Consider the following 3,144-nt stretch of genomic DNA (forward strand, 5'->3'; position numbering starts at 1 on the left):
AGATGAAGCAGGGGTTGCGGCGGAGGTCTCCGTCGCGGCAGCCGTTTCCATGAATTCAAAGGTTTGTTGGGGCACGAGGAGTGTCCTTTGGACCATTGGAGTAGGAAACAACAAAACATCACCCGCACTCGCTCGCGGGACCTCCCCCCCAACCCGGGAAAGGCTACCGTTCTGGGAAAGGTTGCTGGATTTTCCCCGACAAGAAGCCTAGGCTTGGGTGGCGGAAAGCCTTCGCACGACTCCCCCCTTACCACCGGGCTGAACGACAGACGCATCTTAAATGCTAGCATTGGCTGGGATTACTGGAAAGCGTCTTTTAAGAAAGATCGACGAGAGAGTGTCTGATGATGCAGAAAATACGCTGGATTTTGTTGTTGCTGGGGATCGTGATCGCGTTGGTGATCGCGTTTCAGAACAATCGAAACGAAGAAGTGAACTTGTTGTTCTTCCATGGCGAAGTCTCCCTCTTGCTGTTGATTTTGACGGCGGTCGGTATCGGTTTTGTATTTGGGGCGATGTTGACGTACGGGATGTTGCGACCCAAAAAGGGCAAGAAGGCCAATGGCAAATCGGCAGCGAAAACCGTTTCGGCAGGCCCCGCCGCCCCGAATTCTTCCTCGTCGGCTCCGAAGCCAGAGCGGGCCGACGCTCTGGCCCCGGATCGTGCCGACGCGAAGAAGTAACATGGGGGATAGGCATGTGGGATAGGCTTCCAGCCTGTCATGCGGAATAAGCTTCCAGTGATATCGTCGAAGCGAGGATTTGCAGCGTTCATCTCAGGTTCGCAGCCCAGGGATTCAATCCGTAGCTACGTTCGCCAGAACGTAGTCCACCGTCTGGCGACGGTAGCTACATCAAAAAGCACCAGGGTGTAGCGAAAGTCGCAGAAACGTTCGGCCATCGATTGCGTGGCCGAAACTCTCTGCGAGTTTCGCTTGGCGGGACAAAACCGCTTAGCGGGGGGCATGAGCGGCACGGCGGGCGGCGCGGCGGGCAGCGACGAGATCGTGTCGCATCAAAACCAGACGAGCCAAGTCGCCCATGTGATTCAGCCCCGCCTTAGGCTCGTTGATGTTCGCTGCCTCGAGCTTGGTTCCAGGACGCTCGGATTTGCGGACCGCCGACGACTGGATCGCCTTGGGAGCCACGACGGCGGGCGAAGCCATGGCGACCGCTGAACGACTGGCGATGGGGCTGGTGACGACAGGGCTATCGAAAAGCAACAGTTGGGTCATCGGACAGATTCCTGTGCGAAAGAAGCGAATCAGGTAATGGCGGAGCGATCAATCACTCAACTAAAACCATTCTTCGCGACCCTAATGACACGTCTGGTCACAGCTCGAAAAAGAAATTTTGAATTTCTTAAAAGAGTCTGTTTCGTGGCAAAAACGCCGCTCTGCGTGAGCGGCCAAAGAAAAACGTCACTTGCGTGACAGAGGATTCACGCAGGCGATTGCATGACCTCGAAACTCGTGGTGAGTTTCGCTCACGCCCGGCTTGCAGCATCAGAATTGCTGCGCCCGGCTCAGCCGTCGACTGCTCAGCCGTCGACGGATTCGACGTTGACCCAATCGCCGCCGGCCACGGCACTGCGTCGACATGCATCCAAGATCAGCTGGGTTTTCAGCGTCAATTCAGGATAACGGGACTGGATCGAGTTCTCGTTCACATAGCTGGCAAAGCGGCGAACCATCTCGACTTCGGGGGCCACCGGTTCGCCCGATGCGTACTCGTCATTGGACCGTGGCGAAGTTTGCCGCTTAAAATTCCAGCGGCAGTTGTCGATCTCGAGCTGGTGATCGTGGGTCGCCCAGTGGGTTCGCGAGTCATAAAACGGCAAGACAAAATCGTCGATCGTCAAATGCCCCTTTTCTCCCGAGACAATCGCGGTTTGCTGGTTACTGGTCAAAAACGAACAGTAGAACGCAGCGGATAACCCTGCGGGGAATTCCAATTCCGCAGAAAACTCGCCGGGGACTTGATGTTCGCCCTGTGAGTTGCCGATCGAGGTAATCGTTCGCGCCGACAACCGCGTGGGCATCTGCAACTTGGAGGCCCACAAAATGAAGCGGATACAGTACCAACCGAGGTCACCGAGACAACCGTGTGGCTCGAGCTCGTAATTGGCGCGGATATTCGATGCCTCGAACGATTCGTCGCTACAGAACGAAAAATGGGTATTGATGCGGCGAAGTTTGCCGAGCAATTTTTCGTCGTGAAGCGTGGCCGAAACGTCTTCGATTCGCTTGCTGTGATCGAACATCACTCCGTCCATGAACTGGACGCCCGAGGCACGACAGGCCTCGATCATCTGACGAACTTGCTGAGTGTTGACGCCAACCGGCTTTTCGCACAATACGTGCTTGCCCGCCTCGGCGGCCGCGATCACCCAATCTTTGCGAATCCCAGTGGGTAGCGGGATGTAGACAGCGTCGATTTGATCGCTCTGGATCAGCTCTTCGTACGAGCCCATCGCGGTGACAGCTTCGCTTTGCGGCGTTTCCGCCGAGCACTCGTCGATAAACGATTGAGCCCGCCCAAGCGACCGGCTGGCGACCGCGGCGACGCGTCCATTGCCACTAAGGCGAATTGCTTTCCAGTTTTTCCGAGCAATCCCGGCTGCCCCTAAAAACCCCCATCTACAGATTGAATCTGTCATCTAGCCCGTCTCGTAAGTCGTGTCTTTGTAGCCAATTTGCAGCCATATTACGTTTGATTCGCTTCAAACGCACCGCCCCTTCGACTGACAAACTACATTACCAGGCGAAACCAACAAAAAAATACCCTCGCCAGGAACACTTCCTGGCGAGGGTATCTGGGTCGCACTTAAGTTTGTTGTGATTGCGGGGGAGCCCACAAAAATCTTACTCGCAAATCTTACTCGCGTGGGCGAATCGCACCGGTCAAACCGCTGTAATCAACACGGTCGGTGGTGTGCCAAAGGGGTTGACCAAGCTCGACGCGTTTACGCAGCACTTCGATCTTTTCTTGGCTACCCGCAGGGGCGTCGGTCGGTTCAAAATTGTCGTCCTTGTTCGGGACGAAGTCTTCGTCGTGCCCATAACGCAAGATGGCTTCAAATACGTTCTTGCAATGACTCATTGTTCGTTTTCTACTCCATGAGCAAAACATCTATTCCTACAA

At 55.2% G+C, this 3,144-nt stretch carries 4 protein-coding genes; 1 reads left to right on the forward strand and 3 read right to left on the reverse strand.

What is annotated here, in order from left to right; all coding sequences use genetic code 11:
• The first annotated feature begins 344 nt into the window (after nt 1-344).
• Nucleotides 345-683 carry a LapA family protein gene (locus ABX962_RS33645; RefSeq protein ID WP_339941520.1) on the forward strand — a complete coding sequence of 113 codons (339 nt, stop codon included), beginning with the start codon at nt 345-347 and terminating at the stop codon, nt 681-683.
• A gap of 270 nt (nt 684-953) precedes the next feature.
• On the opposite strand, the gene ABX962_RS33650 is transcribed toward ABX962_RS33645, so the two are convergent.
• The 3 genes from ABX962_RS33650 to ABX962_RS33660 form a co-directional block, all read right to left on the reverse strand.
• Nucleotides 954-1,235, reverse strand: coding sequence for a hypothetical protein (locus tag ABX962_RS33650; RefSeq protein ID WP_372726048.1), 282 nt, complete (start codon nt 1,233-1,235; stop codon nt 954-956).
• Nucleotides 1,236-1,540: 305 nt separating this feature from the next.
• The gene (locus tag ABX962_RS33655) at nt 1,541-2,659 is read right to left on the reverse strand and encodes a Gfo/Idh/MocA family protein (protein WP_372726049.1); all 1,119 of its coding nucleotides are present in this window, start codon (nt 2,657-2,659) and stop codon (nt 1,541-1,543) included.
• A 218-nt stretch (nt 2,660-2,877) separates the two neighbouring features.
• Nucleotides 2,878-3,102 (reverse strand): hypothetical protein, encoded by a 225-nt coding sequence (locus tag ABX962_RS33660; RefSeq protein ID WP_008705212.1) that lies wholly within the window; start codon nt 3,100-3,102, stop codon nt 2,878-2,880.
• Nucleotides 3,103-3,144: the final 42 nt, after the last annotated feature.

Origin of the sequence: Novipirellula sp. (assembly GCF_041583735.1) — a bacterium.
GTDB lineage: Bacteria > Planctomycetota > Planctomycetia > Pirellulales > Pirellulaceae > Novipirellula.